The sequence below is a fragment of the Sphingomonas sp. 3P27F8 genome (genome assembly GCF_005502745.1).
In the GTDB taxonomy this organism is placed as follows: Bacteria; Pseudomonadota; Alphaproteobacteria; order Sphingomonadales; family Sphingomonadaceae; genus Sphingomonas.
Genome location: NZ_SCNL01000034.1, coordinates 1 through 2,500, shown reverse-complemented (window position 1 = coordinate 2,500; position 2,500 = coordinate 1). Strand labels below are relative to the sequence as shown.

General features: G+C 55.6%; 1 tRNA gene and 2 rRNA genes (1 of these 3 cut by a window edge). All 3 read left to right on the top strand.

Annotated features, from left to right (window positions below):
• Window positions 1-2,018: ribosomal RNA gene (locus FFS35_RS19695) — 23S ribosomal RNA — on the top strand; it begins 774 nt to the left of the window's first position.
• Window positions 2,019-2,159: 141 nt separating this feature from the next.
• Window positions 2,160-2,274, top strand: a 5S ribosomal RNA gene (rrf, locus tag FFS35_RS19690).
• A gap of 149 nt (window positions 2,275-2,423) precedes the next feature.
• A tRNA-Met gene (locus FFS35_RS19685) sits at window positions 2,424-2,500 on the top strand.

Genomic DNA, 2,500 nt, shown 5'->3' with positions numbered 1-2,500 from the left:
ACGTTGAAAAGTTACCGGATGAGTTGTGTTTAGGGGTGAAAGGCCAATCAAGCCGGGAAATAGCTGGTTCTCCGCGAAAACTATTGAGGTAGTGCCTCGGATGGACACCCTAGGGGGTAGAGCACTGGATGGATGCGGGGGTCGCGAGATCTACCAACTCTAACCAAACTCCGAATACCTAGGAGTGATATCCGGGAGACAGACGGCGGGTGCTAAGGTCCGTCGTCAAAAGGGAAACAGCCCTGACCTACAGCTAAGGTCCCCAAGTCACGTCTAAGTGGGAAAGCATGTGGGAATCCCAAAACAACCAGGAGGTTGGCTTAGAAGCAGCCATCCTTTAAAGAAAGCGTAACAGCTCACTGGTCTAAACAAGGGTTCCTGCGGCGAAGATGTAACGGGGCTCAAGACGTGCACCGAAGCTTAGGGTGTGTCGCAAGACACGCGGTAGCGGAGCGTTCCGTAAGCCTGTGAAGCGATCTGGTAATGGGTCGTGGAGGTATCGGAAGTGCGAATGCAGACATGAGTAGCGATAAAGAGGGTGAGATGCCCTCTCGCCGAAAGACCAAGGGTTCCTGCGCAAGGCTAATCCGCGCAGGGTGAGCCGGCCCCTAAGACGAGCCCGAAGGGGGTAGTCGATGGGAATGCGGTTAATATTCCGCAGCCTGGTGGTGTGTGACGGATGGTGTGTGTTGTACGTCCTTATCGGATTGGACGTGCTTCGAAACTGTCCCGGGAAATAGCCCCACCGTATAGACCGTACCCGAAACCGACACAGGTGGTCAGGTAGAGTATACCAAGGCGCTTGAGAGAAGTGTCCTGAAGGAACTCGGCAAATTGCCTCCGTACCTTCGGAAGAAGGAGGCCCCGGCTAAGCGCAAGCTCTGTCGGGGGGCACAGGCCAGGGGGTAGCGACTGTTTAGCAAAAACACAGGGCTCTGCTAAGTCGGCTTCAAGACGACGTATAGGGCCTGACGCCTGCCCGGTGCCTGAAGGTTAAGTGGAGGGGTGCAAGCTCTGAAATGAAGCCCAGGTAAACGGCGGCCGTAACTATAACGGTCCTAAGGTAGCGAAATTCCTTGTCGGGTAAGTTCCGACCTGCACGAATGGCGTAACGACTTCCCCACTGTCTCCAGGACATGCTCAGCGAAATTGAATTCTCCGTGAAGATGCGGAGTACCCGCGGTTAGACGGAAAGACCCCGTGCACCTTTACTGCAGCTTCAGAGTGGCATTAGGAAAGAACTGTGTAGCATAGGTGGGAGGCTTTGAAGCATTGGCGCCAGCCGGTGTGGAGCCATAGGTGAAATACCACCCTGTTGTTTTCTGATGTCTAACCTCGATCCATGAAACTGGATCAGGGACCCTCTGTGGCGGGTAGTTTGACTGGGGCGGTCGCCTCCTAAAGAGTAACGGAGGCGCGCGAAGGTTGGCTCAGGACGGTTGGAAACCGTCTGTTAGAGTGCAATGGCATAAGCCAGCCTGACTGCGAGACTGACAAGTCGAGCAGAGACGAAAGTCGGTCATAGTGATCCGGTGGTCCCTCGTGGAAGGGCCATCGCTCAACGGATAAAAGGTACGCCGGGGATAACAGGCTGATAACCCCCAAGAGCTCATATCGACGGGGTTGTTTGGCACCTCGATGTCGGCTCATCACATCCTGGGGCTGGAGCAGGTCCCAAGGGTTTGGCTGTTCGCCAATTAAAGTGGTACGTGAGCTGGGTTCAGAACGTCGCGAGACAGTTTGGTCCCTATCTGCCGTGGGCGTCGAAATTTGAGAGGAGTTGACCCTAGTACGAGAGGACCGGGTTGAACGTACCTCTGGTGTACCTGTCGTCGTGCCAACGGCGCAGCAGGGTAGCTATGTACGGACGGGATAACCGCTGAAAGCATCTAAGCGGGAAGCCTCCCTCGAGATAAGATTTCTTAGGACGGTGAAAGACCATCACCTTGATAGATCGGATGTGGAAGTGCGGTAACGCATGGAGCTAACCGATACTAATTGTCCTATTCGCGCTTGAGAGTCCCACCATCAATGACAGCACTGGATGATCCAGCGCCAGGCATCGTGGTTGGATGATAAGCTCGACGCCAGATGATGACGAATATGCAAAGGTGCATCGATTTTAGAACCGTTTTCTCCGCGCCTCACCGGCTTCATTGCCTGGTGGCCATAGCGTCGGTGTCCCACCCGATCCCATCCCGAACTCGGACGTGAAACCCGACTGCGCCGATGGTACTATCGCCTAAGCGATGGAAGAGTAGGTCGTCGCCAGGCATTGCAGCCGGTGAGCGCACGGAAAAAAACAGAACCCATTTACATCTCCTGCCCCGCGAGGGCGCGACCCGCCTCCGCACGACACATCACGTCGTCGGAGGCGCTCGTCTTCCAGCGGAAGGCGCGGCTCAAATGCCGCAACATGGTGACGCGGGGTGGAGCAGCCCGGTAGCTCGTCAGGCTCATAACCTGAAGGTCACAGGTTCAAATCCTGTCCCCGCAACCA